We start from the raw sequence: 25,714 nt of genomic DNA on the forward strand, positions 1-25,714 counted from the left end.
CCTTTCGGCTGACGAGGTGCCGGGTCATCCGCTCGGGGTCGAGGGTGGACGGGCGGTCGTGCCCCATGCACCGGGCTCGGGCCCGAGCTCGACGAGTAATCGGCCGCCGCGGTGCACCTCGTCGCCGCGGAGCCAGGTGCGTTCGAGCGGATCGCCGTTGAGGGTGGCTGACTGCACGTACTGGGCCGGGCCGTCGTGGCGCGGCTCGACGAACCCCTTCGTCTCGATCGTGAGGTCCCCGCCGCTCATCGCGATACGGCTCTCGGCGTGGGCGGGGGCGTTCACGAGGAACAGGTTCTGACCGGCCACGGGGAAGAGCCCGAGCGACGCCCACACGTACCAGGAGCTGAGGCCGCCGGAGTCGTCGTTGCCCGGCAGGCCGCCACGGCCGATGCCGAACTGCTGCTGCACGGCGGCGTGCACGACCTCGGCGGTGCGGTCGGGGCGTCCGGCGTAGTGGTACGCCCAGGGGGCGTCCATGTCGGGCTCGTTGTTCATGCCCTCGAACCGGCCGAGCGCGTATCCGGCCGTGATCTCCTCGATGCCCGGCTGCATGCCCGGCTGCCGCACGGGCTCCGCCCCGTAGCCGAAGAAGGCGTCGAGCATGCCGACGAAGCGGTCGTCGCCGCCCGCGAGGTCGATCCGGCCCCGCATGTCGTGCAGCAGGCGGAACGAGTAGTTGTGGCGGCTGCCCTCGTAGAAGGTCGAGTCCACCAGCAGGCCGGTCTCGGCGTCGAAGGCGTTGCGCCATCGCGCCGAGAGCCCACGGAACTGCTCGACGAGCGCCCGGTCGCCCACGCGTTCGGCGACCTTCGCGGTGCACCAGTAGCCGAACGCGAGATCGAGGGTGTGGCTGATCGGATGCGCGTGCCCCCGCAGTAGGAACTCCTCGCCGTACGTGCGCCTGAGGTCGGCGTGCATGTGTACGAGCGCCCAGTCCCAGTCGACGCCCGGGAGCTCGAGCTGGCACAGGTCGGCGAGGAACGTCTGCGCGAGCGCACTGCCCTGACGCGAGAACCGGTCGCTGCCCCTCGCCATGCGGTAGCCGATCGGGAAGTTGCCCTCCTCCTCGCAGATGGTGAGCAGCGCCGTGCCGAGCTCGACCGCCCGCTCGGGCATGAGCGCGGTGATGAGCGGCAACTGGGTGCGGTAGATGTCCCACATCGTCGACAGGTCGAACACGAACGGCCCGTCGGTCGGCCAGAACGGGCTCTCCTCCGGTGCGAGGCAGGGCTTGATGAGCGAGTGGTAGAGCGCCGTCGAGAACACCGTGTCGCGTTCGGCGCTCGCGGCGTCGACCGCGATCGTCTTCAGCTGGCGCCGCCACGTCTTGCGCGTGCGCTCGCGGCGGGGCCCGAACCGCGAATGCCCCTCGCCGCAGTCGGCGCGCAGGTTCGCCTTGGCCTGCTCGACCCCGCGCAGCGAGAAGCCGATGCGCACCTCGATCGACTGGCCGGGCTCGCTCGGCCCGGCCCACATGAGCCCGAACGGGCGCAGCGTCGTCGGGCGGATGTGGTCGAACGCGAGCCGCGTGCCGCCGGGCATCAATCGCCGGTCGTACCAGAGCATCTGCCGCCACGAGCTCGCGTCGCACTCGAGGTACACGGCCAGGGGCGTGCCCTCGACCACGATCTCGCCCTGCGCGATGCCAGGGCCGACCGACTCGAGCTTCGCGCGCAGCGGGATCGTCTCGCCGTAGGGGATGCCGAGTCCGCCGAGCGAGAAGTCGATCACAACGCGCGCATTGCGGTGCCGCGGGAACGTGTAGCGGTGCACCGCGCTCTTCGGCCCCACCGTGAGCTCCGCGCGGATGCCGTTCTCGAGGGTCGCGCCGTAGTAGCCGGGCTCGGCCGTCTCCTCGGTGATCTCCCACTGGCGGCCCAGCTCGTCGAGCGGCTCGATCATGGGCGTCACGCGGAAGTAGTTGTAGTACTTGCGGATCGCGCCGGTGCCCGACTGCTGGAAATGCGTGAATCCGGATGCCACGGCCCGCTCGTGGATCGGCACGGGCAGGCCCTCGGTGCCGAGATCGTACCGGCCGTACCCCGTGGGATACGCCCCCGAGTACGCGCACGCCGAGACCATCCCGAGCGGATACGTCGCACCCGGATGCGTGTTGCCGACCTGCGGCTTCGGCCACCACCACGTGGCGGCGAGACCCGACCGGGGCGGCAGGTCCGTGGCCTCGGTGCCGATGAACGGGTCGACGCGACCGATCATGCCGGGCACCCTCGCCCCGCCTCCATCGCGTGCGACGCTCGGAATCCGACGGTCGCGTCCTTCGTGGCCATGTGGGGACGTTACGTGGTCCGCGCTCGCCGTAGGTTACGGGCCGATGAACGATGCCGGGCGACCCGGCGGCGGGCGTTCGCCGCGGCATCCGCTCGATTCGGGCCCCGGATGTCGGATTCGGCCGTGGACGGGAATGACACGGGCCGCTCGCTGTTGTACTCTGTAAGGCCGCCTGACCTTCACGGAACGGCGGAATTGGAAACTCCACAGCGTGTGACAACGGCTCGCCGAACCGGTACGACCGGGCGGTGCGACATGGGGATGATCGGTTTCGACATCGTCTGTGTACCCACGAGAAGCGGGCCGAGGATCCAGGGTTATCTCGTAAACGACCTCTGGAAAAAAATAACTGCCAATAAGACGCAGTCTGACTTCGCCCTCGCTGCTTAAGCGAGCTCGATAGTCCGTCAGCCCGGGTGTGTTCCCGCCCCGGTCGCTGGCGTCATCTAGGGAACTCGCTGTACGTCGTCGCCTGAGCGCCGTACGGGACTTTACTCAGGCTGGGCCTGTCGACTTAGGTGCCTGTGGCAAAGGTCGGGGCCGAGCAGAACGCTTGCACAGGATGCGCCCGGAGAAGGCGTGGAAACTCAGCGATGGACGGGGGTTCAATTCCCCCCATCTCCACCATCGGCCGTTGTCGCACGTTGTGGGTTCTCGACGAGAGGCCGTTCTCCGGGGCGGCCTCTTGTCGTCTCCGACCGGTCGCGGCGGCGATTCGATCGCCGCGGTCAGGCGCCTGGCGCGGACGCCGCCCGCAGCAGGTCGCTCGCGCGCTGCACGGCGGGGTTCGTGCGCATCGCGCGCTTGACGCGCATCATGATGCGACGGTGGGCCGCGGCATCCCGGATCGGGATCATGACGGTGCCCCGCGGCAGCGCGATCGCGCCGAGGCGGGGGAGGACCGTGATGCCGACGCCGTGCTCGACGTAGTCGAACGCGCTCGTGTAGTCGGGCGCCTGGATGCGGAACCTCGGCACGAAGCCCGCCGCCGCAGCCGCGGACATCACGATCTCGCGGCACGGGCCGCGGCTGTGGTCGTTGTCGATCCACGCGTCGGCGGCGAGTTCGGCGAGCTCGACCGACGGCCGATCGACGAGCGGATGCCGCGCCGGCACGACCACGACGTAGTCCTCGACGCGCAGCTGCTCGAGGTCGTAGGCGTCGGCGGCTCCCTCGGCGGCCGTCGGATCGCGGTCGGCCCGCACCGACTCGGCGACGTAGAGCTCGATGTCGGGGTCGCCCGTGAGCTGCCCGCGCAGCTCGATCATGGTGAGCTCGAGCCGAAGCTGCGGGAACTCCTGCGCGAGGGCGGCGACGACCCGCGGCATCCATGCGCGGTTGGCCGACGAGAACGTGCCGATGCGCAGCGTGCCGGTGCGGCCCGTGCGCAGGTCGTCGACGACGCCGTCGAAGTCGGCGAGGTGGTCGAGCACGCGGCCGGCGCGATCGGCGACGGCGAGGCCGGCCGCCGTCGCCACGATGCCGCGTCCGCGTCGCTCGACGAGGGTCAGGCCGGTCTCGCGCTGCAGGGCGCTGACGTGCTGGCTCACGGCCGATGCGGTGTAGCCGAGGCGCGCTGCGGCCCGGTTGATGGAGCCCGTCTGCACGACGGCGCGGAACACGTGGAGTCGGTGCGGGTCGACCATGAGTCGATACTACAGCGTTGCTTCATGGAGGCGAAGGATCGTTCGCTTGTACTGAGGTGTTGATGCGGCCACGCTGGAGTCATGCACAACACCTCCGCAGCGACTTCCGCCTCCGAGTCGACGAAACCGACCGCCCAGCCGCAGGCGCCCGCCGCGCCGGCCGGATGGCGCGTGGTCGCCGCCATGGCGGTCGTGCTCGTGCTGTGGGCATCGGCGTTCATCGCGATCCGCTTCGTCGGCGACGCGATCTCACCGGGGCCGCTCGCACTCGGCCGCCAACTCGTGGGCACGGCCGCGCTCGTGGCGGTCGCGCTGGTGCGCCGCCCTCCGCTGCCGCGCGGCCGCACGCTCGGCCTCATCGCCCTCTACGGCGTGCTCTGGTTCGCCGGCTACACGCTCGTGCTGAACCTCGCCGAACGCCACCTCGACGCCGGCACGGCCGCCATGCTCGTGAACATCGCGCCGCTGCTCGTCGCACTCGCCGCCGGCGCCTTCCTCAAGGAGGGCTTCCCGCGGTCACTCATGATCGGCATGGTGGTCGCCTTCGTCGGCGTGGTCGTGATCGCGACCGGCGGCATCGGCGCCCACAGCGATCCGCTCGGCATCGCCCTCGGCATCCTCGCCGCCGTGCTCTACGCGCTCGGCGTGCTCGTGCAGAAGGTCGCGCTGCGCACGGCCGACGCGCTGAGCGCCACCTGGGTCGGCTGCGCGATCGGCGCGGCGGTGCTGCTGCCATTCCTGCCGCAGGCCGTCGGCGAACTCGGCGTCGCACCCGCGCCCGCGATCTGGGCCATGGTCTACCTCGGCGTGTTCCCCTCGGCGGTCGCGTTCCTGCTCTGGGCGTACGTGCTGCAGCGCAGTCCGGCCGGGCTCACCGCGTCCGCGACGCTCGCGGTTCCGGCGATCGTCGTGCTGCTGAGCTGGCTCCTGCTCGGTGAATTGCCCACGGTGCTCGGCATGGTCGGCGGCGCGCTCTGCCTCATCGGCGTCGCGCTGAGCAGGCGGCCGTCGCGGCATCCGAAGCGCTGAGGGCCGGGTGGAGCGGATGCCGCGAGCCCGCGTCGTGCGCCGGCCGCGGGCGATCGCCTCGGGCCATGAGGGGCGCTACGCCGCGTCGACCCGCCGGAATCGCGGCACCTCGACGCCGTCGACGGTCACGTGCTCGGCGAACATGTCGCGCGGCCGGATCCACACGCCCTGCTCGCCGTAGAGCGCACGGTAGACGACGAACCACTCCTCGGTCTCCGAATGCCGGGCGAGCTCCATCACCTCGTAGCGATGGCCCTTGTAGTGCTCGTAGAGGCCGGGTGCGATCGCCTGAGCCGGGTCCGCGGGCTGCGCTGCCGGTCCGCTCACGCCCGCCCTCCGAGATGGGGGAGCACCTCGGTGGCGAGGAGCTCGACATGCTCGAGATCGAGCTGGTCGACGGTCTGCAGGTAGACGCGGTCGGCGCCGAGTGCGCGCAGGCGCTCGATCTTCTCGATGGCCGCGGCCGGGGTGCCGGCGACGTTGACCTCGGCGAAGGTGTCGGGGTCGGCCTCGATGGCCGCGAGCCGGCGCAGGTAGGTGGCGTCGTCGGTCGCGACGACCGTGGGCAGCGCGACCGAGAGTTTGAGCGTCGCCGGATCGCGGTCGATCGCCTCGCACGCGCGACGGACACCCTCGAACTTCTCGGCGATCTCGTCCTCGCCGCGGAACCCGATGTTGAACTCGGTCGCGTAGCGCGCGGCGATCGCGGGGGTGCGCTTCGGTCCGCCGCCGCCCACGATGACCGGAACCCGCTCCTGCGCGGGCTTGGGCAGGGCCGGCGACCCCTCGAGCACGTAGTGCTCGCCCGCGAAGTCGAACATCGACCCCTCCGGCGTCGCCCAGAGCCCGGTCACGACGGCGAGCTGCTCCTCGAGCAGTCCGAATCGGCGCTCGGGGAACGGGATGCCGTAAGCGCGATGCTCCTCGGCGAACCATCCGGTGCCGAGGCCGAGCTCGGCGCGGCCGCCCGACATCCGATCGACCTGCGCGACCTGGATCGCGAGGATCGCCGGCACCCGGTACGTGACCGATGAGACGAGCGTGCCGAGGCGGATGCGGCTCGTCTCGCGCGCGAGGCCCGCGAGGGTGGTCCAGGCGTCCGTCGGCCCCGGCAGCGGATCGCCGCCGCCCATGCGGAGGTAGTGGTCGGACCGGAACCACCCGTCGAACCCGAAGCGCTCGGCCGCCGACGCGTGCGCGAGCTGGTCGTCGTAGCTCGCGCCCTGCTGCGGTTCGGTGAACAGGCAGACCTCGAAGGCGGGGCGGTGCGGCGTCGGGTCGGTCATGCGTTCCTCTCGGCGGGGTCGTCGGTGTCGGCGGACGGTGCGGATGCCGCGGGCGGGGCGATGATCGCGAGCACCCGATCGTGCAGCAGCCCGTTCGTCGCGAGCGACGACCCGTGCGCGTGGCCGGGCGCGCCGTCGGCCGAGGTGAACACGCCACCGGCCTCCTCGACGATCGGCACGAGCGCGGCCAGGTCGTACTCCTTGACGTCGAACTCGCCGACGATGTCCACGAGGCCCTCGGCGAGCAGCATGTACGACCACAGGTCGCCGTACGCCCGATCGCGCCACACGGCCTCGCCGAGCGCGAGCAGCGCGGGCAGGCGTTCGGCCTCGCGCCACTGGGCGATGCTCTGGAAGCTCAGCGAGGCGTCGGCCAGCTCGGAGACGCCGGACACGCGGATGCGGCGGGCGGGCGGGTCGGTGGTCGCGGCCGCGCCGGTCGACTCCGGTGCGTTCGTCCAGGCGCCGTGCCCGCGTGCTGCCCACCAGCGCCGGCCGAACGTGGGCATCGACGCGACGCCGACGACGGGCCTGCCGTCGACCACGAGTGCGACGAGCGCACCCCACACCGGTACGCCCCGGAGGAAGTTCGAGGTGCCGTCGATCGGGTCGACGATCCACTGCCGGGAGCCGCGGTCCTCGCGGCCGAACTCCTCCCCGAGCACGCCGTCGTCGGGTCGCGCCTCCGCGAGTCGATCGCGGATCGCACGCTCGACGGCGAGGTCGGATTCGGTCACGAACGTGCGATCGGGCTTCGTCGAGACCACGAGGTCGGCCGACCGGAAGCGTTCGAGCGCGACGCGATCGGCCAGGTCGGCGAGTTCGAGCGCGAGCGCGAGGTCTTCGGAGAGATCGGAACCAGGGGTGGGAATCGCATCGCCGTTCACCGTGACAGGCTATCGGGCGAGCGTCGCCTGAGGCGGCCGCGCCGTCGCAGTGCGACGCGACACACCCGGCCAACCGGCTCCGGCGCCCTCGATTCGCATTCGGCCGCGATCTCCTGCTAGAGTCATCTCTCGGTTCGGGTCATGAAAAATCACCGGAATCACGCACCTCTAGCTCAATCGGCAGAGCAACTGACTCTTAATCAGTGGGTTCTGGGTTCAAGTCCCAGGGGGTGCACGATCAGCCCCGAACCTCTCGCCAGGTTCGGGGCTTTTCTCATTCCCACGGCATGGGCCTAGCCGCGAGCGCTTCGGCTCCCGCGGTACCGGCGGCCGGCGGAGCCCGACGCGAGCACGACGGTGCCGCCCAGCAGCGCCATCACCGCCCACTCGAACGGCGAGACGCCGTCGAAGCCGCTCTCCGCGAGCTCACCGCTCGGGCTCGGCGTCGGCGTCGGTCCGATGTCCGCGGTCGCCGTGTTCTCGAGCCCGAGGGTTACGGTCGTGCCCGTCGACGGGATGAACGTCACCCATCCCTCGTCGTCGGGTTCGACGCCGACCCCATCGACCGTCCACACCGGTTCACCCCAGGTCACGCCCGGGATCGCCGGCGGTGCACCCTCGCGCACCGAGACCGGGACGCCCGTCGGCAGGCCGTCGATGGTGACGGGCGCGCCGGCGATCACCTCGGTGCTGCTGACCGGGCCGTTGGAGATGCGGTACTCGAACGCGAAGGCCGTGTCGGCGGGCACGAGGTCCGAGCCGGTGCCCGTGGTCGTCTTGACCGCCGAGAGCGACCCGAAGCCGTTCATGGTGTTCGTCAGCGACAGGGCGATGGTCATGCCGGGCTGGACCACGAAGGTGATGGCCCCCTCATCGTCGGGGACCTGCGGCGAGCCGTCGATCGTCCATCCGGGCGCACCCCACTCGACCCCGGGGATCTCGGGCAGGTCTCCCTCGCGCACCGTCACCTCGGTGCCGGCGGGCAGGGACGCGAGGGTGATCGCCTCGGACGCCGGGATCTCGATCGTCGTCTCGGGTCCGCCGTCGAGCGTGTAGATGAGGGGGAACATGGTGCCCTCCGGCAGGGCGGAGCTGCCGTCGCCGATCACGGTCTTCGAGATCGCGATCCACCCGACGGCGGCGGCCTCGTTCGTCAGCTCGACGGCGATCGTCTCGCCGCCGACCAGCGTGAACTCGACATCCCCGTTCTCGTCGGGGGTCACGGGTTCGCCGTTCACCGACCAGACCGGGGTGCCCCAGGTGATGCCGTCGACGTCGGGGAAGGCGATCTCGCCGATCGTCACGACATCGCCGGCGGCGAGGCCGTCGACGACGGCCGGATCATCGGGCGAGACCACCAGGCCGATCGGCTCGCCCCCGTTGACCGTGTAGCTCAGCGTGAACTTCGCCGCCGACGGCACCGCCGTCTCGCCGGAGCCGCTGAGCGCCTTGGAGACGCTGAATCCGGCGGGAACGGGCGCGGCGGTGTCGGTCACGACGAGTTCGACCGACGGATGCGTCGCATCGATCGTGAACGTCGTGTCGCCGCTCCACTCGACATCGCCCCAGGCGAGGTCGGGTGGCAGGTCGTCGTCATCGGGTGGGATCTCGAAGAGCGCGATCCTGGTGCCGTACGGGAACTCCTCGGCCGGGGAGACCGGCGTGCCGTCGGGGCCGAGCTCGAGGACCCCGGTCGAACGCGTGCCGTCGGGCGCGAGTGCCACGTAGCGCACCTGGAAGACCGTGTCGGCCGCGAGGTCCCCGGGTGGGACGCCCGACAGTGCCTTCGCGACCGAGAAGGTACCGGTGTCCGCCGGGGTGTCGCACGGCAGGGCGCCGGCGAACATGTAGGAGTGGACCTCACCGCCCTCGATGGTCACGTCGTTCGCGAGGATCTGTCCGTCCCACGGCCGGGCGCTGATCGTGAGGTCCGCATCTGGTGCGTAGATCGAGCCGTCGCCGCGTCCGTCGGTGCTGATGGAGACCGCGCCGGTCACCTGCGAGAGGTCCCAGATCACGTACGGGGAGTAGGTGCCCTCCGGGTCGATGGCCGGCGCCAGGATCGTGGTGGTGCCGGAGTCGACGTGGATCACGAGCGGATTCAACGGTCCGGGGGTGCCGTCGGAGAACTGCAGCAGCTTCGCGCCCTCGATGTCGGCGTACTGGAGCACGTTCGGCTGGTCGGGGGAGAGCGGGCCGAGCACGATGCGATCGCCGATCTCGGCGAGGATCTCGACGGGGTGGCCGACCGGCACCGTCGGGTCGTCGATGTCGGCGAAGCACTGGTCGATCTCGTCCTCGTTCGCGTCCGCGCCCGCCTCGACGTAGTCGGCGACGACGGACCGGGTGTCCGCTCCGGTCTCGTACGTGAAGATGCTGCCGTCGCCTGCCGAACTGGTCGGCGGCGTCGAGTCGTCGGGATAGTCCTGGTTCTGGGCGTCGATGAGCGGCGGGTCGTCGGTGCCGGTCGTGCGTGCGTAGCGCAGCCAGTCACCCCTCGTGAACGAGACGAACGGCGCGCCGCGGTCGACGATCTTGAGGTCGCCGACCTGGGACGGCTCCGTTGCCCCCACGTTGCTGAGCTGCACCCGCCCGGGATTGTTCGCGGGATCCGACGCGTAGGCACCGATGAGGATCCGTGCAGGGTCGCCGTCGACCGTCGGGAGCACGTACGAGCCGGTGCCCGCGATGACGTGCGCGACCTCGTAGGTCGAGGCCTGCGTGAGACGCAGTCGATCGCCGACCGCGATGCTGCCCTCGAACTCCGAGTTGCCGAGGACCGCGTTGTTCCTCGCGTAGACCGTGTAGCCGCCCGCGAGCGTCAGCGGATTCACCGCCGACGTGCCGGGGGCGAGGAGGACCGGCCCGGCGGCGCGAACCATGCTCGGCGCGCTCGCCGATGCCGATGCCGATGCCGGGATCGCCGTCACGGCGACGCCGGCCGCGAGCGCGCCGATACCCATCGCCGCGACGAGAGCGGACCACCGACCTCTGGCCATGCGGCCCCCCAATCCCCCCGGATCACTCGCTCGGAAGCGTGCGCATCGGCTCGCGCCGAGTCGAAGAAGGACTCAGCCCGCCTCCGGTCATGAAATCACATCTTCGATCGGGCGCGAAGGAATATGGAGCATCCGGCCTCGAGGGAGACTCAGCCGTTGCCGAGCGCGGAGAGCACGCGGGGTGCCGCGCCCCCGAGGTTCCACTGCTCGGCGAAGCGGTCGAACTCCGCGCGTCGGGCCTCGTCGAGGGGGCGGATGGTCGCGTCGAACCCGTCGAACCGAAGGTCGCGCACGACCTCGACGACCTTGGGGGCGACGTCGAGGTAGGCCGCGGCGTCGACGATGCGGGCCCGCATCGTCGCCGAGAGGGGCACGGCCGGGTCGGCAGCGGCGGCGCGGATGCCGTCGAGGTCGACGAAGTCGCGGAGGAGGGTCGCGGCCGTCTTCTCACCGATGCCCTTGACACCCGGCAGCCCGTCGGAGGCGTCGCCGCGGAGTGCGGCGAAGTCGGCGTACTGCTGGGGGAGCACCGAGTACTTCGCCACGACCGACGCATCGGTGAGCACCTCGAGCTTGCTCATGCCGCGGGCCGTGTAGATGACGCGGACGTCGTCGGCGTCGTCGACGAGCTGGAACAGGTCGCGGTCGCCCGTCACGACGTCGACCGGCACGCTCGCCTGGGTCGCGAGGCTCCCGATCACGTCGTCGGCCTCGTGCTCGGCCGCGCCGACGATCGGGATGCCGAGGATGCCGAGGACCTCGCGGATGAGGGGGATCTGCACGACCAGCGGGTCGGGCGTCTCCTCGATGTCGGCCGCCGAGGCCACGACCTCGACCACGCGATGCGCCTTGTAGCTCGGGATGAGCTCGACGCGCCAGGCCGGCCGCCAGTCGTCGTCCCAGCAGGCGACGAGCTGGGTGGGCTCGTAGTCGGTGACGAGCCGCGAGATGATGTCGAGCAGCCCGCGAACCGCGTTCACGGGCGTGCCGTCGGCCGCCTTCAGCGAGTCGGGCACGCCGTAGAACGCGCGGAAGTAGAGCGAGGCGGTGTCGAGGAGCATCAGGCGTTCGGTCACACGCCGATCCTGTCACGGACGACCGTCGACCACGACGGGGAGGGGCGCGCCGCTCCCCGGAGGGTGGACGGAACCCCCGTTCGGGGGCCGCGCCCGATCCGACGGCACCGATAGATTGTCCGGGTCGCACGGGGGGTGCGTCGACCTTTGGGGGACCGCATGCGCCGCAACGGGGCCGTGTTGATCGGGGTGCTCGCGAGCGCGGTGCTGCTGGGCGCCACGGGGTGCACGACGGGCGCGGGCGAATCCGCGGAGCCGCTCTCGACGGATCGGCCCGGATACGGCGATCCAGCCGTCGACGCCCTCGGGGGCGTCACGAAGGAGCACCTGGACGCCGCCCTCGACGCCCTGCCCGACCTCGTCGACGAGGTCATGGAGAAGAGCGGGGTGCCCGGCGCCGCCGTGGCCGTCGTGTTCAAGGACGAGGTCCTCTACGCCGAGGGGTTCGGCGAACGCAACGTGGACACCGGCGACCCGGTCGACACGAGCACGGTCTTCCAGATCGCGTCGATGTCGAAGTCCGTCGCCGCGACCGTCGTCGCGCACGAGGTCGCCGAGGGCACGGTGACCTGGGACACGCCGATCGTCGCCAACATGCCCGAGTTCGCGCTGTCCGACCCCTGGGTCACCGAGCACGTCACGATCGGCGACCTCTTCGCGCACCGGTCGGGCCTGTGGGAGCATGCGGGCGACGACCTCGAGGACATCGGCTACGACCGCGACGAGGTCATCGAACGCCTGCGGTACCTGCCGCTCGATCCGTTCCGGACCTCGTACGCCTACGGCAACTTCGACCTGACCACGGCGGCCGAGTCGGTCGCCCGCGCGACCGGCACCCCGTGGGAGGACCTCTCGGAGGAGGTGCTCTACGGGCCGCTCGGCATGGACGACACGAGCTCGACCTACGCCGACTTCGAGGCGAACGGGAATCGCGCCGACGGGCACATGAACGACGGCGAGCAGTGGATCGTCACGCCGAGCCAGCGCGAACCCGACCCGCAGTCGCCCGCGGGCGGGGTGAGCTCGAGCATCGACGACATGGCCACCTGGCTGAAGCTCCTGATCTCGGCATCCGGCCCGGATGTCGAGCCCGAGGACGACATCGACGGCGTGCTCACCCCGGCGGCGCTCGCCCCGGCGCTGGTGCCGCAGGGCGCCGCCGGGATCTCGCGCACGGCGTACCAGCGATCCTCCTTCTACGGGTACGGCTACAACGTCGGGGTGAACCCCGGCGGCCTGACGACGATCGGGCACTCCGGCGCCTTCGCCCTGGGTGCCGGAACCACCTTCCAGGTCCTCCCCGATGCCGGGCTCGGCATCGTCGTGCTCGTCAACGCGAGTCCGACCGGTGCGGCCGAGACCATCACGGCCGACTTCATGGACCTCGCGCAGTACGGCGAGGTGCGGCAGGACTGGTGGGCGCTCGCCGAACAGCGGTTCCCGATCGGCCCGGCGCCGTTCGGCGAACTCGTCGGCGAGGAGCCGCCGGCCGACCCGGCACCCGCGAAGGCGCTCGACGGCTACGCGGGCACCTACGCGAACGAGTACTACGGCGATGCGGTCGTCACCGTCGACGGCGATGCACTCGAGCTCACGGTCGGCCCGGGAACGATCGTCTGGCCCCTCGAGCACTGGGACGGCGACGTGTTCGTCTTCCGGCCGCTGTCGGAGAACACCGAGCCCGGCAGCATCTCGCAGGCGACGTTCGACGGAGACACGCTCGTGATCGAGTCGCTCGACGCCCACGACCTCGGGTCGTTCACCAGGGTCGGGTGAGCAGGCGGCTGAGCAGCCGACGGATGTCGCGCCGATGCGTCCGCGTCGCGGTCACCGTGTTGCGAGCAGCTCGAACCCGATGAGCCGCAGGCTCTCGTAGGCGAAGCCGGCGAAGCAGGCGAGTCCGAGCACCGCGCAGAGCAGCGTCTCGCGGAAGGAGCCCGTGTCGCCGAGCAGCGGCAGCGAGACGTGCCCGCTCGCGAGCCACAGCCGGTTGACGACGGGCGTCTCGCGCACTCGCTCGGGCGGGCGCAGCACCTGCGGCCACAGGAGCCCGGGCACCCCGCCGGTCGTGAGGAGGTCGCCGAGCAGGTGCACGACGAACCCGATCGTGACCGCGAGCGGGAACCACGCCACCTGCTCGGGCGCGAAGACGACGATCGCGGCGCCCACTGCGGCGCCCACGACCCAGGCTGCGGCCCAGGTGCGCACGAAGTCCCTGGCCTTGAGGCCGAGGCAGGTGAGCACGGCCGTGCCGATGCCGGCGCCGATCGCGATGGTGCCGAACCCGTCGACGGGCACGGTGATGAGGGTGAGCGCCCACGCGAGCACCATGGTCGCGACCACGGCGATCGCCGAGTGCGCGCCCTGCCGGTGCCCTCCGGAGAGCGTGCCGATCGTGCGTGCGGCGAGCCGGCCGAGCACGGGCACCGAGTGGGCGATCGTCGCACTGTGGTGGTCGGCATCGGGCAGGAGCGCCGCCCCGGCGGCGACCGCGGTTCCGGCGAGCACGCCGACGGGGTCGAGCGGGTACGCTCCGAGGCCGAGCACGGGCATCGTGCTGGTGACGGCGATCCACGCGGCCGCGCCGCTCGTCGCGTGCGTGATGCCCATCATGTTCGTGCTGCTTCCGGTCGGCGCGGTGCTCGGCCGATCGGCCGTCGATCAGTCTGGCGCGTGCCTGCGACATCCGGCGAACCGGGACGCGCCCTTCCGCGCGGACCCCGGCCCCCGCGGCATCCGCCGTCGCGTCGCCTCAGTCGTCGAAGCCGCGCGCGGTGAGCGCCTCGCCGAGGTGCTCGGCCGTTCGCAGCGCCCGCACGATCACCGGAACCGCGAGCGCCAGCAGCGACCCCTCCGCTCCGCGCGCCCTGCGGGCCTCCATGACCTCGCGCACGAGATCGGCGAGCAGCGGCACGCAGCGGATCGTGAGCGCGAGCGCGAGGCCGACCCGGTCGGCGTCGATCCACCGCCTGAACGGCCGCAGCAGCGCCTGCATCGCGTCGAGGGTCGCGCTCACGGGCGTCGTGAGCGTGTAGAGCGCCGCGAGCGCCACCGCGACGAGCAGGCGGACGGCCATGACCGCTGCCGCCTCCCAGCCGCCGAAGACGACCTGCACCGGCACCGCGAACGCGAGCACCCAGAGGATCGGCACGATCTGGCGCAGGGCGACGGGCGCGGGCACGCGGGCCAGCACGAAGAGCAGGAGCACGACGACGGATGCCGCGGCGAGCCAGACGAGCGACCCGACGAGCGCGACCGCCGTGACGAACGCCGCGAGCAGCGCGAGCTTCACGAGCGCAGGCGCTCGGTGCACGATCGAGGTGCCGGGATGGAAGACGCCGATCATCGCCGCGACCCCTCGGCCGGGTCCGGCGCGCGCGCCGCGAGGGTGCGGCTCATGCGATCACCGCCCGGTAGGCGTCGAGCGCGATCGCCGGGACGTCGTCGGCGATGACGCGCCCGTGCTCCATGACGATCACGCGGTCGAAGGACTCGAGCAGCTCGAGTTGGTGGCTGACCACGATGAGCTGCTGGTCGAGGCTCTCGAAGTGCCGGGCGATGAGGCGCGCGTTGCGGGCGTCGAGCAGGGTCGTCGGCTCGTCGGCGACGAGGATCTCGGGCTCGGCGACGAGCACGGAGGCGAGGGCCAGCAGCTGCTTCTGCCCGCCGGACAGCCGATGGGCCGGGCGGTCGGCGAGGTCGGTGAGGCCGAGGCGCTCGAGGGTCGCATCGACGCGCGCCGCGGCATCCGCCTTCTCGAGCCTGTGGCGACGCAGGGTGAACGCGACGTCCTCGCGGACGGTGGGCATCACGATCTGGTTGTCGGCGTTGGTGAAGACGAACCCGACCCGGCGGCGCACCTCGCGTGCGCGACGCGAGACGTCGAGTCCGTCGACGAGCACCCGACCCGTCGTGGGCGAGACGAGGCCGTTGATCATGCGCGCGAGCGTCGACTTGCCCGAGCCGTTGGCTCCGACGATGCCGATGCGTCGCTCGGTCAGCACGAGCGACACCTCGTCGACCACGCGCTCGGCCCCGAAGTCGTGACTGACGCCCTCGAACACGATCCCGCTCATGCCTGCTCCTCCGTGGTCGTGCGATCCGTGGTCGTGTGAACCGTCCTCGTGCGAACCGCGTTCATGCGAGCCGCTCCACGATCACGGCCACGCCCTGACCGCCGCCGATCGAGCAGGCCGCGAGTCCGGGCCTCTCGTCGTCGCTCGCCGCCATGCGCGCGGCCAGGCGCACGAGCAGCACGGCGCCGGATGCCCCCCACGGGTGCCCGAGGGCGATGGCGCCGCCGTCGCCGCTGATGAGCTCCTCGTCGAGGCCGAGCTCGTCGGCGACGGCGAGCACCTGGGCGGCGAACGCCTCGGTGATCTCGACGAAGCCGAGATCTCGCGCGGAGAGCCCGGATCGGTCGAGGGCCGCGCGCGCGGCGGGCGCGGCCCCGATGCCGGGAAGGGCGGGGTCGCCGGCCGCGAGGGCCACGGCGCGGATCCGGAGCGCGGGCAGTCCGAGCTCGCGCGCGACGCGCTCCGTCGTCACGGCCATCGCGGCCGCGCCGTCGGAGAACCCGCACGAGTTGCCCGCCGTCACGGTCGCGTCGGAATCCGCCGAGAAGGCGGGGGCGAACCTGGCGAGGCGCGCGACATCGAGGCTCGCCCGGGGCCGGTCGTCGCGGGCGACCTCGTCGACGGCGACGATCTCGGCATCGAAGACGCCGGCCTCGCGAGCGGATGCCGCGAGCCGGTGCGAGCGCGCGGCCCAGGCGTCCTGCCTGGCGCGCGTGATGCCGCGCTCGACGGCGAGCCGATCGGCGGCCGGGCCCATGTCGGGATCCGGGAACCCCGGGGGAGCGAAGGGGGCCCGCGCGTAGCGCTCGCCGGACCCGGGCCAGGAGCGGTGGGGCGCCGTGGACGCCGACTCGGCGCCGCCGGCGAGCACGAGTCGCGCGTCCCCGGCCTTCACGCGTGAGGCGGCCTGCAGCACGGCGTCGAGTCCGGAGCCGCACTGCCGGTCGACCGTGACCCCCGGAACGTCGGCGCCGAGCCCCGCGCGCAGGGCGGCGACGCGGGCGACGTCGCCGCCGGGGCCCATGCAGTTGCCGAGCACGACGTCGTCGACCGCCAGGCCCGACGGCGCGACGAGCCGCGCGACCTCGGCGAGCACGGACGCCGCGAGCGCATCGACCGTGCACGTCGCGAACCCGCGGCCGGCCGTGCCGATCGCGGTGCGCCGAGCGGCCACGATGACCGCGTGGCCGCCGGCCGGTGCGCCGATCATGCGTCGCTCCGATCCGCCATGACGGGATGCGCGGTGCCGAGCGCCCCGTCGGACATCGCCGTGCGCAGGGCGCCGCGGGCGACCTTGCCCGCCGCGGTCGACGGCACGGGCGCCGCGAACCAGCGTCTCGGCAGCTCCTCGACCGGGAGCGTGCGACGCGCTGCCGCCACGACCTCGTCGAGGGAGGCGCCGTCGGCCAGTTCGACGACGGCCACGATGCGCTCCCCGAGCAATGCGTGGGGTTCGCCGAGCACGGCCGCGGCGCGCACGCCGGCCAGGCCGCACAGCGCGGTCTCGACGGACTCGGCGACCACCGTGGCCCCCGCGGTCGTGATGGCCTCGTCCCCGCGTCCCAGCACGTGCAGCCCGCCGTCGCCAGTGGGTTCGGCGAGGTCGCCGACGGTGGCGAAGCCCGCGGCGTCGCGCCGAAGCATGCCACGGCCGAGCACGTCGAGCGCCAGGTACGGCGACCTGGCCCAGAGCACGTCGCCCGCGGCATCCGGTCGCAGCTCGACCTCGACGCCGGGGAACGCGCGCAGCGGGCCGCCATGGCCGGCGAGCACGAACGAGAGCTCGGCCGCACCGTAGTACTCGGTGAGTCGGATGCCGCGTGCGGCCGCCCGCTCGCGCAGCACCGGGCTGAGCGCCGCTCCTGCCACGATCGCCGACGGCGGCGCGTCGCCCGCGTCGAGCGTGCGTGCGAGCCGCGTCGGGGTGGCGTGCACGGCGTCCGCGCCGGTGAGCGAGTCGGTCGCCGTGGCGCCGAGCCAGAGCGCGTGCAGCACGCCGTAGAGGTGCATCGAGACGTGCAGCGGGCCGGTCACGGCGATGCGCTCGCCAGAGCCGAGGCCCGCGAGGACGGCGAGCGGTTCGGCCGACGCGAGCCATGAGGCGTTCGTGCGGGCCACCACGCGAGGCGACGCACCGGAGGATCCCGACGTCAGCAGGGCGAGTTCGGTGCCGACCGGAAGCTGGCGTGCCACGGAGTCGGCCTCGCGCTGGGTGCCGCCGACGAGCACGGGCCTGCCGCGATCGAGGGCGGCCAGCACGCGCGTGACGAGCGAGATCGGATCCGTGCCGACCGGGCAGCCGAGCGGCCCGGTCCCGGAGGGCAGGGCCGCCGAGCCGACGGCGCGCGCCAGCTCGCCGAAGCGCACGGCTTCGCCGCCGAAGTCGAGGGCGACGTCGGCGGCGGATCCGTTCAGCCAGGTGCTCATGCCGTGGCGGAGACCGGCTTCTCGCGCCTCCACGGCCACGGACGCGGGGTGATCAGGCCGGGCCACGCCCGGTGCACGCCCTTCGCGACGAACACGGTGATGACGACCTTGATCACGTCGCCCGGCAGGAACAGGGCCGCGCCGGCGAGGGCGACGCCGAGCGGGGTGCCGGTGATCGCGGCGAAGACGGGGACGCCCACGAGGTAGATGGCGACGATGCCGCCGAGCGCCGTCCAGAGCAGGGCGGGCAGGACGCGGTACTTCGGCAGGAGGCGAGCGGTCGCCCAGCCGATGACGACCACCCCGAGCAGCCAGCCGAGCAGGTACCCGACCGACGGGCCGACGAACACCCCGAGCCCGCCACGGCCGCCCGAGAGGAGCGGCAGGCCGGCGGCGACGAGCGCGATGAGCAGCAGCACCGAGAGGAAGCCCTTGCGCGCACCGAGGATGGCGCCGGCGAGCATCACGCCGAGGGTCTGGAACGTGATCGGCACGGCCGTGCCGCCGAGGTACAGGGCGCCCGGCAGTCCGAGCGCCGCGATGAGCGCGGCGAAGACGGCGATCTGGGCGAGATCGGTCGCGGTGCCGCGGCGCTTCGGGCGGCGGGCGTGCTCGTCGTCTGCGAGGGAATCGTGCGTGGCGGGCTCAGCGGCGGTCATCGGGGCCTCCCGAGTCGTGACGGATCCGGGCCGATCGACCCGTGCGGGCCGGATGACCCGCTCATCACGCTAGGCAAGCGGTGGCATCGCGCGCTCCCATCGCCGTACAAGAATCCGCGTCGGATTTTGGAGCGGCGGCGGTGGGATCGCGGATCAGGCCGCGCGCGCCTCGAACTCGTGCTCGGCGTAGACCGGCGTCTCGTGGAGCGTCTCGACCCCGGCATCCGTCGTCTCATCGACCGGCTCGGCCCACACGACGAGGGGAGCGGGCTCCCAGCTCAGCGCGAGCGGCTCGGCCTCTGCGGGCACGACGACGGCGACGGCATCGCGCTCGTCGAGCACCGCGCGGGTGAGCTCGGCCGAGATCTGGTGTGTGATGACCGCGTCGAAGATGCGGTCGGTGTCGCCCTCGGCGCGGCGGACGAGCGACCAGGCGCCGTTCGGGCCGATGAACTCCGAGAGCTTCGCGTTCAGCAGCTCGAAGAGGTGTTCGCCACGCAGGTCGGCCGCGGTGGGGCGCGGCGGCTTGGCGGCGGCGTGTGCCGAGGCCTGTGCGGCAAGCCTCGCTCTGCGCCAACGGCGGAACATCGGTGGCCCCTCTCGTGGGATCGGCGGCCGCACGGTTCGGGCCGTGCGGAACTGCATCCAGTGTCGTCCCGAACGGGGTCAGGATGCCGGTGAACACGCCGCAATCGGCGGGACGGACTGAGACTACTCGGTCAGCTCGCCCTCGCGTGCCTCCTCGGCGACCGTGCCGATGGCGATCGCGAGGCTCGCGGCCCACGAGACCCACATGAGCAGCAGGCGCCAGTCGCGGGGACCCGACGCCGTGGCGCGCACGACGCCGACTCCGCTGATGATGGCACCGAGGACTGCTCCACTGAAGAGGTACTTGCGCATGCCGCAACGCTACCCGCCGTCGCGACCCCGTGGCGAGGGGTTGACCGGCCGGTCGCAACCGCACAGCCGCTGTTAGCCTGAGGAGGAGCGCGAGGAGGGACTCCAGTCGCATGAACGCCGTTCACCCGGATTCCGAAGACCTGTACGTCGATCACGCCTACGACATGATCGTGGTGTCCAACCGCCTGCCCGTCGACTACGAGGAGCAACCGGACGGCAGCGTGGGGTGGAAGAGCTCTCCCGGCGGACTGGTCACCGCCCTCGAGCCCGTGATGCGGGCCGCCGACGGCGCCTGGATCGGCTGGGCCGGCGTCGCCGACCGGGAGTTCGAGCCGTTCGAGCACGACGGCATCTCGATCATCCCCGTCCCGCTCAGCGAGTCCGAGCTCGAGGAGTACTACGAGGGCTTCTCGAACGACACGCTGTGGCCGCTGTACCACGACGTCATCGCGCCCCCGTCGTTCCACCGCGAATGGTGGGACGCCTACGTGCGGGTCAACCGGCGCTTCGCCGAGGCCGCCGCGCGCGCGGCATCCGACGGCGCCGTGGTGTGGGTGCAGGACTACCAGCTGCAGCTCGTGCCGCGCATGCTCCGCGAGGCGAGGCCCGACCTCGTCATCGGGTTCTTCAACCACATTCCGTTCCCCGCATACGGCATCTACTCGCAGCTGCCCTGGCGTCGTCAGGTCATCGACGGGCTGCTCGGGGCCGACGTCATCGGCTTCCAGCGCGTGGCCGACGCCGGCAACTTCTCGCGCGCCGTGCGCCGCCTGTACGGCTACCGCACGCACGGCACCGTCATCGACGTGCCGATCACCGACACCACCACCCCCGACGCCGACGTGCGTCGCGTCGTCGCCAGGGCGTTCCCGATCTCGATCGACGCTGCGGGCTTCGAGGAGATGGCCAGGCGACCAGAGGTCCAGGCCCGCGCGACCGAGATCCGCGCGAGCCTCGGCAACCCCGAGACGATCATCCTCGGCGTCGACCGGCTCGACTACACCAAGGGCATCCGGCATCGCATGAAGGCGTTCGGCGAGCTCTTGCGCGACGGCCGCCTGCAGGTCGAGGACGTCACCCTCGTGCAGGTCGCGAGCCCGTCGCGCGAGCGCGTCGAGACCTACCGCCAGCTGCGCGACGAGATCGAGCTCACGGTGGGGCGCCTGAACGGCGACCACGCCACGCTCGGGCACCAGGCCATCGCCTACCTGCACCACGGCTATCCCCGGGAGGAGATGGTCGCGCTCTACCTGGCGGCCGACGTGATGCTCGTGACGGCGCTCCGCGACGGCATGAACCTCGTCGCCAAGGAGTACGTCGCCTGCCGGTTCGACGGCGACGGCGTGCTCGTGCTGAGCGAGTTCGCCGGGGCATCCGACGAACTGCGCCAGGCCGTGCTCGTGAACCCGCACGACATCGAGGGCCTGAAGGACGCCATCGTCGAGGCGGTGCGGATGCCGCGGCGCGAGCGCACGCGTCGCATGCGGGCCCTGCGGCGGCGGGTGCTCGACAACGACGTGGCGAAGTGGTCGGCGAGCTTCCTCGAGACGCTGACGGGCGCCGGCATCATCAAACCCGGCATCACCGAACCCCTCGAGCGGGCGATCGAGGAGCTGGCGTCGACCGAGCGGCTGCTCGTCGCGCTCGACTTCGACGGCACCCTCGCGCCGCTCGTCGACCGACCCGACGACGCCAGGGCGACCGAGCGGGCGCGGGCCGCGATGGCGCGCCTCGTCGCCGCACCCGACACCCGCGTCGCCCTGGTCTCCGGCCGAGCGCTCGAGAGCCTCGGGCACGTCGCCGAACCCGGCGACGGCGTCCTGCTGAGCGGGTCGCACGGCGTCGAGCTGAAGCTCGACACCGGCGCGATCACCCTCGACCTCCGCGATGCCGAGGTGCTCAAGCTCGAGCAGCTGACCCGCATCATCGAGCAGGTCGCCGACGGCGTCGACGGCGCCAGGGTCGAGCGCAAGCCTGCGGGGCTCGCGCTGCACACCCGCGGACTCACCTCGACCGCCGCGACCGCGGTGCAGGCCACGGCGCGCGAGCGCGTCGCCGAGGCGCTGGCGGGCGTCACGGTGCGCACCGGCAAGTCCGTGATCGAGTTCGCCGTCCGGTCCACCGACAAGGGCGAGTCGTTCATCAGGCTCCGCCAGCACGCCCGCGCGACCGCGGCGCTCTACGTCGGCGACGACGTGACCGACGAGGACGCCTTCGCCTCGCTCGAGGACGGCGACATCGGGGTCAAGGTCGGCCAGGGCAAGTCCATCGCGCCCTACCGCGTGCGCAATCCCGACGACGTGGCCGAGCTGCTCGAACGCCTTGCGACGGCGCGTGAAGCGGCGGCCGAAGGGGCCTCCCGCTGGCAATAGACTCGACAGCATGTCGGAGTTCGATCCCAAACCGCGTAGTCGCACCGTAACCGATGGCATCGAGGCCATGACCAGCCGGGGCATGCTCCGCGCCGTCGGCATGGGGGATGCCGACTGGGACAAGCCCCAGATCGGCATCGCGAGCTCGTGGAACGAGATCACCCCGTGCAACCTGTCGCTCGCCCGCCTCGCGCAGGCGGCGAAGGAGGGCGTGCACGGCGGCGGCGGCTACCCGCTCCAGTTCGGCACCGTCTCGGTCTCCGACGGCATCTCCATGGGCCACGAGGGCATGCACTTCTCGCTCGTCTCGCGCGAGGTCATCGCCGACTCGGTCGAGGTCGTCATGCAGGCCGAGCGCCTCGACGGCTCCGTGCTGCTCGCCGGCTGCGACAAGTCGATCCCCGGCATGCTCATGGCCGCTGCCCGCCTCGACCTCTCGTCCGTCTTCCTCTACGCCGGCTCGATCGCCCCGGGCTGGGTGCGCCTGTCCGACGGCACCGAGAAGGACATCACGATCATCGACTCGTTCGAGGCGGTCGGCGCGGTCAAGGCCGGCACCATGAGCGCCGAGGACGCCCACCGCATCGAGTGCGCGTTCGCGCCAGGCGAGGGTGCCTGCGGCGGCATGTACACCGCGAACACCATGGCCTCGGTCGCCGAGGCGCTCGGCCTCTCGCTGCCCGGCTCCGCCTCGCCGGCCTCGGCCGACCGTCGTCGCGACTACTACGCCCACCGCTCGGGCGAGGCCGTCGTCAACCTGCTCAAGCACGGCATCACCGCACGCCAGATCCTCACGAAGAAGGCGTTCGAGAACGCCATCGCCGTCGGCATGGCGCTCGGCGGCTCGACGAACATCGTGCTGCACCTGCTCGCGATCGCACGCGAGGCCGAGGTCGAGCTCACGCTCGACGACTTCAACCGCATCGGCGCGAAGGTGCCGCACATCGGCGACCTCAAGCCCTTCGGCAAGTACGTCATGAACGACGTCGACCGCCGCGGCGGCGTGCCCGTGCTCATGAAGGCGCTGCTCGACGCGGGCCTCCTGCACGGCGACGTGCTGACCGTGACCGGCAAGACCATGGCCGAGAACCTCGAGGAGCTGAACCTCCCGCCGCTCGACGGCGAGGTGCTGCGCACGCTCGACAACCCGATCCACGAGACCGGCGGCCTCACGATCCTGCACGGGTCGCTCGCACCCGAGGGCGCGGTCGTGAAGACCGCCGGGTTCGACGCGGCGACGTTCGAGGGCCCCGCGCGCGTGTTCGAGCGCGAGCGCGCCGCCATGGACGCCCTCACCGCCGGCGAGATCAAGGCGGGCGACGTCGTCGTCATCCGGTACGAGGGCCCGAAGGGCGGCCCGGGCATGCGCGAGATGCTCGCCATCACGGCCGCGATCAAGGGCGCCGGGCTCGGAAAAGATGTACTACTCTTGACGGACGGTCGATTCTCAGGCGGCACAACCGGACTGTGCATCGGCCATCTGGCACCCGAAGCGGTGGACGCAGGTCCCATCGCCTTCGTGCGCGATGGTGATCTGATACGGGTCGATATCGCAGCTCGTTCCATCGATCTACTTGTCGATGATGCCGAGCTGGCTGCCCGCCGTGAAGGCTGGGCTCCGCTTCCCCCGCGCTACACCCGAGGCGTCCTCGCGAAGTACTCCAAGCTCGTGCGCTCGGCTGCCGAAGGCGCCACAACGGGCTGAGTACTGCGCACTCCGTTCACATCGCTCATCAGAACAGGAACCGAATGACCACGGAATCCAGTCCCGTGCCGTCGCCCGCTCTCGTGCCTCCGCACGCCCCGGTGGAGATCACCGGGGCCGAGGGCGTCGTCCGCTCGCTCGAGATGCTCGGCATCACCGACGTGTTCGGACTTCCCGGCGGCGCCATCCTCCCCGTCTACGACCCGCTGCTCGACAGCAAGAAGCTGCGCCACATCCTCGTGCGCCACGAGCAGGGCGCGGGCCACGCCGCCCAGGGGTACGCCTCGTCGACCGGCAAGCTCGGCGTCGCGATCGCGACCTCCGGCCCCGGCGCGACGAACCTCGTCACCGCCATCGCCGATGCGCACATGGACTCGGTGCCGCTGCTGGCGATCACCGGCCAGGTGTTCTCGAACCTCATGGGCACCGACGCGTTCCAGGAGGCCGACATCGTCGGCATCACGATGCCGATCACCAAGCACTCCTTCCTCGTGAAGCGGGCCGAGGAGATCCCGGCGACGATCGCGGCCGCGGCCCACATCGCGTCGACCGGTCGCCCCGGACCCGTGCTCGTCGACATCACGAAGGACGCGCAGCAGGCGAAGTTCACGTTCTCCTGGCCGCCGAAGATCGACCTGCCCGGCTACCGTCCGATCACGAAGGCGCACGGCAAGCAGGTCACCGCGGCGGCCCAGCTGCTCGCCGAGGCCAAGCGCCCGGTGCTCTACGTGGGCGGCGGCGTCATCCGTTCGCGCGCGTCCGACGAGCTCCTCGAGCTCGCCGAGGCGACCGGGGCGCCCGTCGTGACGACGCTCATGGCGCGCGGCGCGTTCCCCGACTCGCACCAGCAGCACCTCGGCATGCCCGGCATGCACGGCACGGTCCCGGCCGTGATCGCGCTCCAGGAAGCCGACCTGCTCGTCGCGCTCGGCGCTCGCTTCGACGACCGCGTCACCGGCAAGGCCGCGCTGTTCGCGCCGAACGCCAAGGTCGTGCACGTCGACATCGATCCCGCGGAGATCTCGAAGATCCGCGTCGCCGACGTGCCGATCGTCGGAGACCTGAAGGACGTCCTCGTCGACCTCCGCACGGCGTACGCCGACCAGATCGCCGGCGGCGCCCCCGACATCAGCGAATGGTGGGCCACGCTCGACGGACTCCGCGCCGAGTTCCCGCTCGGGTTCTCGCCGACCACCGACGGACTGCTGGCACCGCAGCAGGTGATCCAGCGCATCGGCGAGCTCACCGGCCCGGAGGGCATCTACGCCGCGGGCGTCGGCCAGCACCAGATGTGGGCCGCGCAGTTCATCAAGTACGAGCGTCCGAACTCGTGGCTCAACTCCGGCGGCGCCGGGACCATGGGCTACGCGGTTCCCGCCGCGATGGGCGCCAAGGTCGCCGAGCCCGACCGGGTCGTGTGGGCGATCGACGGCGACGGCTGCTTCCAGATGACCAACCAGGAGCTCGCGACCTGCACGTTGAACAACATCCCGATCAAGGTCGCGATCATCAACAACTCGTCGCTCGGCATGGTGCGGCAGTGGCAGACGCTCTTCTACGACGGCCGCTACTCCAACACCGACCTGAACACGGGCCACGACAGCGTGCGGGTGCCCGACTTCGTCAAGCTCGCCGAGGCCTACGGCGCACTCGGCATCCGCGTCACGAAGGAAGACGAGATCGACGCGGCCATCACGCTCGCGCTCGAGACGAACGACCGCCCGGTCGTGATCGACTTCGTCGTCTCGGCCGACGCCATGGTGTGGCCGATGGTGCCGCAGGGTGTCTCCAACAGCTACGTCCAGTACGCCCGCGATCACTCGCCGGCCTTCAGCGAGGAGGACTGACCATGTCGACCCACGTTCTGTCCCTCCTCGTCGAGGACAAGCCCGGCCTGCTCACGCGCGTCGCGGGCCTGTTCGCCCGCCGCGGCTTCAACATCGAGTCGCTCGCGGTCGGCCACTCCGAGATCGAGGGGCTCTCCCGCATCACGGTCGTCGTCGACGTCGAGGAGCTCCCGCTCGAGCAGGTGACGAAGCAGCTGAACAAGCTCATCAACGTCATCAAGATCGTCGAGCTCGACCCCGCCCAGTCGGTGCAGCGCGAGCACCTGCTCATCAAGGTCCGCGTCGACAACTCGACCCGCTCCCAGGTGCTCGAAGCCGTCAACCTCTTCCGCGCACGCGTCGTCGACGTCTCGACCGACGCGCTCGTGATCGAGGTCACCGGCGACTCCGGCAAGACCACCGCGTTCCTCCGGGTGCTCGAGCCCTACGGCATCCGCGAGATCGCCCAGTCCGGCCTGCTTGCCATCGGGCGCGGCGGCAAATCGATCACCGAACGCGTCTTCAAGAACTGAC

21 protein-coding genes, 1 tRNA gene and 1 other RNA gene are annotated in these 25,714 nt (G+C 71.6%); 8 read left to right on the forward strand and 15 right to left on the reverse strand.

Features of this window, described 5'->3' with window-relative positions:
- Positions 1-24: 24 nt before the first annotated feature.
- Positions 25-2,220 carry a glycoside hydrolase domain-containing protein gene (locus tag ABIC29_RS06575; protein ID WP_354243750.1) on the reverse strand — a complete coding sequence of 732 codons (2,196 nt, stop codon included), beginning with the start codon at positions 2,218-2,220 and terminating at the stop codon, positions 25-27.
- 329 nt (positions 2,221-2,549) lie between these two features.
- Between ABIC29_RS06575 and ssrA the strand changes: the two genes are divergently transcribed.
- Positions 2,550-2,919, forward strand: a transfer-messenger RNA (tmRNA) gene (gene ssrA / locus ABIC29_RS06580).
- 101 nt (positions 2,920-3,020) lie between these two features.
- Here the strand turns inward: ssrA and ABIC29_RS06585 are convergent.
- Positions 3,021-3,938: a LysR family transcriptional regulator gene (locus tag ABIC29_RS06585; protein ID WP_354243753.1), complete on the reverse strand. Its 918-nt coding sequence runs from the start codon at positions 3,936-3,938 to the stop codon at positions 3,021-3,023.
- 81 nt (positions 3,939-4,019) lie between these two features.
- On the opposite strand from ABIC29_RS06585, the gene ABIC29_RS06590 reads away from it, so the two are divergent.
- Positions 4,020-4,967 (forward strand): DMT family transporter, encoded by a 948-nt coding sequence (locus ABIC29_RS06590; RefSeq protein WP_354243756.1) that lies wholly within the window; start codon positions 4,020-4,022, stop codon positions 4,965-4,967.
- 75 nt (positions 4,968-5,042) lie between these two features.
- On the opposite strand, the gene ABIC29_RS06595 is transcribed toward ABIC29_RS06590, so the two are convergent.
- The 3 genes from ABIC29_RS06595 to ABIC29_RS06605 are packed head-to-tail and all read right to left on the reverse strand — an operon-like array spanning position 5,043 to position 7,140.
- Entirely contained in the window at positions 5,043-5,294 is a 252-nt protein-coding gene (locus ABIC29_RS06595) for a DUF1653 domain-containing protein (RefSeq protein WP_354243759.1), read from the reverse strand.
- The gene (locus ABIC29_RS06600) at positions 5,291-6,253 is read right to left on the reverse strand and encodes an LLM class F420-dependent oxidoreductase (protein ID WP_116081412.1); all 963 of its coding nucleotides are present in this window, start codon (positions 6,251-6,253) and stop codon (positions 5,291-5,293) included. The genes ABIC29_RS06595 and ABIC29_RS06600 overlap by 4 nt, the downstream gene beginning before the upstream one ends.
- Positions 6,250-7,140: an inositol monophosphatase family protein gene (locus tag ABIC29_RS06605; RefSeq protein WP_354243763.1), complete on the reverse strand. Its 891-nt coding sequence runs from the start codon at positions 7,138-7,140 to the stop codon at positions 6,250-6,252. Before ABIC29_RS06605 ends, ABIC29_RS06600 begins: the two co-directional genes overlap by 4 nt.
- 162 nt (positions 7,141-7,302) lie before the next feature.
- On the opposite strand from ABIC29_RS06605, the gene ABIC29_RS06610 reads away from it, so the two are divergent.
- Positions 7,303-7,375 (forward strand) — tRNA-Lys (locus ABIC29_RS06610).
- A 58-nt stretch (positions 7,376-7,433) separates the two neighbouring features.
- Here ABIC29_RS06610 and ABIC29_RS06615 read toward each other — a convergent pair.
- Together ABIC29_RS06615 and ABIC29_RS06620 are read right to left on the reverse strand one after the other, a co-directional pair.
- A complete protein-coding gene (locus ABIC29_RS06615) occupies positions 7,434-10,103 on the reverse strand; it encodes a collagen-binding domain-containing protein (RefSeq protein ID WP_354243766.1) in 2,670 nt (889 codons plus the stop codon).
- Between the two features lie 185 nt (positions 10,104-10,288).
- Positions 10,289-11,215, reverse strand: a complete 927-nt coding sequence (locus ABIC29_RS06620; RefSeq protein ID WP_354243769.1) for a 5'-3' exonuclease — start codon at positions 11,213-11,215, stop codon at positions 10,289-10,291.
- A gap of 159 nt (positions 11,216-11,374) precedes the next feature.
- Here ABIC29_RS06620 and ABIC29_RS06625 point away from each other — a divergent pair, with 159 nt between their 5' ends.
- Positions 11,375-12,991: a serine hydrolase gene (locus ABIC29_RS06625; protein ID WP_354243772.1), complete on the forward strand. Its 1,617-nt coding sequence runs from the start codon at positions 11,375-11,377 to the stop codon at positions 12,989-12,991.
- Positions 12,992-13,042: 51 nt separating this feature from the next.
- On the opposite strand, the gene ABIC29_RS06630 is transcribed toward ABIC29_RS06625, so the two are convergent.
- The 8 genes from ABIC29_RS06630 to ABIC29_RS06665 form a co-directional block, all read right to left on the reverse strand.
- Positions 13,043-13,828: a metal-dependent hydrolase gene (locus ABIC29_RS06630; RefSeq protein WP_116081416.1), complete on the reverse strand. Its 786-nt coding sequence runs from the start codon at positions 13,826-13,828 to the stop codon at positions 13,043-13,045.
- Positions 13,829-13,967: 139 nt separating this feature from the next.
- Complete coding sequence (locus ABIC29_RS06635) at positions 13,968-14,561, reverse strand: energy-coupling factor transporter transmembrane component T family protein (RefSeq protein WP_116081417.1); 594 nt, start codon at positions 14,559-14,561, stop codon at positions 13,968-13,970.
- A gap of 49 nt (positions 14,562-14,610) precedes the next feature.
- A complete protein-coding gene (locus ABIC29_RS06640; protein ID WP_354243776.1) occupies positions 14,611-15,291 on the reverse strand; it encodes an energy-coupling factor ABC transporter ATP-binding protein in 681 nt (226 codons plus the stop codon).
- Positions 15,292-15,352: 61 nt separating this feature from the next.
- The gene (locus ABIC29_RS06645; protein WP_354243778.1) at positions 15,353-16,501 is read right to left on the reverse strand and encodes a thiolase family protein; all 1,149 of its coding nucleotides are present in this window, start codon (positions 16,499-16,501) and stop codon (positions 15,353-15,355) included.
- A complete protein-coding gene (locus ABIC29_RS06650) occupies positions 16,498-17,718 on the reverse strand; it encodes an AMP-binding enzyme (protein WP_116081420.1) in 1,221 nt (406 codons plus the stop codon). The genes ABIC29_RS06645 and ABIC29_RS06650 overlap by 4 nt, the downstream gene beginning before the upstream one ends.
- Positions 17,715-18,377, reverse strand: coding sequence for a biotin transporter BioY (locus ABIC29_RS06655; protein WP_116081421.1), 663 nt, complete (start codon positions 18,375-18,377; stop codon positions 17,715-17,717). Before ABIC29_RS06655 ends, ABIC29_RS06650 begins: the two co-directional genes overlap by 4 nt.
- Before the next feature lie 153 nt (positions 18,378-18,530).
- The gene (locus tag ABIC29_RS06660; protein ID WP_116081422.1) at positions 18,531-18,965 is read right to left on the reverse strand and encodes a hypothetical protein; all 435 of its coding nucleotides are present in this window, start codon (positions 18,963-18,965) and stop codon (positions 18,531-18,533) included.
- Between the two features lie 123 nt (positions 18,966-19,088).
- Positions 19,089-19,277, reverse strand: coding sequence for a hypothetical protein (locus tag ABIC29_RS06665; protein ID WP_116081423.1), 189 nt, complete (start codon positions 19,275-19,277; stop codon positions 19,089-19,091).
- A 110-nt stretch (positions 19,278-19,387) separates the two neighbouring features.
- On the opposite strand from ABIC29_RS06665, the gene ABIC29_RS06670 reads away from it, so the two are divergent.
- From ABIC29_RS06670 to ilvN, 4 genes are read left to right on the forward strand one after another with little or no spacing between them, the layout of a single operon-like run.
- Positions 19,388-21,649 (forward strand): bifunctional alpha,alpha-trehalose-phosphate synthase (UDP-forming)/trehalose-phosphatase, encoded by a 2,262-nt coding sequence (locus ABIC29_RS06670; protein ID WP_199471378.1) that lies wholly within the window; start codon positions 19,388-19,390, stop codon positions 21,647-21,649.
- Positions 21,650-21,659: 10 nt separating this feature from the next.
- Positions 21,660-23,354 (forward strand): dihydroxy-acid dehydratase, encoded by a 1,695-nt coding sequence (ilvD, locus tag ABIC29_RS06675; RefSeq protein ID WP_116081424.1) that lies wholly within the window; start codon positions 21,660-21,662, stop codon positions 23,352-23,354.
- Between the two features lie 44 nt (positions 23,355-23,398).
- Positions 23,399-25,201 (forward strand): acetolactate synthase large subunit, encoded by a 1,803-nt coding sequence (locus ABIC29_RS06680; RefSeq protein WP_354243785.1) that lies wholly within the window; start codon positions 23,399-23,401, stop codon positions 25,199-25,201.
- Positions 25,202-25,203: 2 nt separating this feature from the next.
- Positions 25,204-25,713, forward strand: coding sequence for an acetolactate synthase small subunit (gene ilvN, locus ABIC29_RS06685; RefSeq protein WP_116081426.1), 510 nt, complete (start codon positions 25,204-25,206; stop codon positions 25,711-25,713).
- Position 25,714 lies beyond the last annotated feature (1 nt).

The organism is Agromyces sp. PvR057 (assembly GCF_040547485.1).
In the GTDB taxonomy this organism is placed as follows: Bacteria; Actinomycetota; Actinomycetes; order Actinomycetales; family Microbacteriaceae; genus Agromyces.

Bases quoted from the DNA above. Each gene is read 5' to 3' on its own strand.
- ABIC29_RS06660 (WP_116081422.1), bottom strand. From the start codon at position 18,965: ATGTTCCGCCGTTGGCGCAGAGCGAGGCTTGCCGCACAGGCCTCGGCA.
- ABIC29_RS06640 (WP_354243776.1), bottom strand. From the start codon at position 15,291: ATGAGCGGGATCGTGTTCGAGGGCGTCAGTCACGACTTCGGGGCCGAG.
- ilvD (WP_116081424.1), top strand. From the start codon at position 21,660: ATGTCGGAGTTCGATCCCAAACCGCGTAGTCGCACCGTAACCGATGGC.
- ABIC29_RS06680 (WP_354243785.1), top strand. From the start codon at position 23,399: ATGACCACGGAATCCAGTCCCGTGCCGTCGCCCGCTCTCGTGCCTCCG.
- ABIC29_RS06585 (WP_354243753.1), bottom strand. From the start codon at position 3,938: ATGGTCGACCCGCACCGACTCCACGTGTTCCGCGCCGTCGTGCAGACG.
- ABIC29_RS06615 (WP_354243766.1), bottom strand. From the start codon at position 10,103: ATGGGTATCGGCGCGCTCGCGGCCGGCGTCGCCGTGACGGCGATCCCG.
- ABIC29_RS06630 (WP_116081416.1), bottom strand. From the start codon at position 13,828: ATGATGGGCATCACGCACGCGACGAGCGGCGCGGCCGCGTGGATCGCC.
- ABIC29_RS06600 (WP_116081412.1), bottom strand. From the start codon at position 6,253: ATGACCGACCCGACGCCGCACCGCCCCGCCTTCGAGGTCTGCCTGTTC.
- ABIC29_RS06645 (WP_354243778.1), bottom strand. From the start codon at position 16,501: ATGATCGGCGCACCGGCCGGCGGCCACGCGGTCATCGTGGCCGCTCGG.
- ABIC29_RS06625 (WP_354243772.1), top strand. From the start codon at position 11,375: ATGCGCCGCAACGGGGCCGTGTTGATCGGGGTGCTCGCGAGCGCGGTG.
- ilvN (WP_116081426.1), top strand. From the start codon at position 25,204: ATGTCGACCCACGTTCTGTCCCTCCTCGTCGAGGACAAGCCCGGCCTG.
- ABIC29_RS06665 (WP_116081423.1), bottom strand. From the start codon at position 19,277: ATGCGCAAGTACCTCTTCAGTGGAGCAGTCCTCGGTGCCATCATCAGC.
- ABIC29_RS06650 (WP_116081420.1), bottom strand. From the start codon at position 17,718: ATGAGCACCTGGCTGAACGGATCCGCCGCCGACGTCGCCCTCGACTTC.
- ABIC29_RS06655 (WP_116081421.1), bottom strand. From the start codon at position 18,377: ATGACCGCCGCTGAGCCCGCCACGCACGATTCCCTCGCAGACGACGAG.
- ABIC29_RS06590 (WP_354243756.1), top strand. From the start codon at position 4,020: ATGCACAACACCTCCGCAGCGACTTCCGCCTCCGAGTCGACGAAACCG.
- ABIC29_RS06575 (WP_354243750.1), bottom strand. From the start codon at position 2,220: ATGATCGGTCGCGTCGACCCGTTCATCGGCACCGAGGCCACGGACCTG.
- ABIC29_RS06670 (WP_199471378.1), top strand. From the start codon at position 19,388: ATGAACGCCGTTCACCCGGATTCCGAAGACCTGTACGTCGATCACGCC.
- ABIC29_RS06635 (WP_116081417.1), bottom strand. From the start codon at position 14,561: ATGATCGGCGTCTTCCATCCCGGCACCTCGATCGTGCACCGAGCGCCT.